This window comes from Mesorhizobium sp. M3A.F.Ca.ET.175.01.1.1 (genome assembly GCF_004791945.1).
In the GTDB taxonomy this organism is placed as follows: Bacteria; Pseudomonadota; Alphaproteobacteria; order Rhizobiales; family Rhizobiaceae; genus Mesorhizobium.
In genome coordinates, this window is record NZ_SRTP01000334.1 from 1 (window position 1) to 299 (window position 299).

1 protein-coding gene is annotated in these 299 nt (G+C 63.2%); it reads left to right on the plus strand.

Annotated elements, in window-relative coordinates:
- Window positions 1-299 (plus strand): M24 family metallopeptidase (locus EN818_RS31875; RefSeq protein WP_135906747.1); only part of this gene is annotated, 299 nt, incomplete at both ends.

Consider the following 299-nt stretch of genomic DNA (forward strand, 5'->3'; position numbering starts at 1 on the left):
CGGCGACTATCCGGCCAACGAGTACATCATCGGTTCCGGCGCCGACGCCTTGCTTTGCCGCTACAAGGCCGGGCGCGGCATGCTTACCAAGAACGACCAGCTGACGCTCGAATGGGCGGGCGTCTTTCACCACTATCATGCCCCGATGATGCGAACGATTTTGACCGGCAAGGTGTCGAAGCGCCACCAAGAGCTGTTCGATGCTTCCCGCGCCGCCCTGCTCGCGGTCGAGAAGGCGATGACACCGGGCAACAGTTTCGGTGACGTTTTCGACGCGCATGCCCGCACGCTCGAGGCGC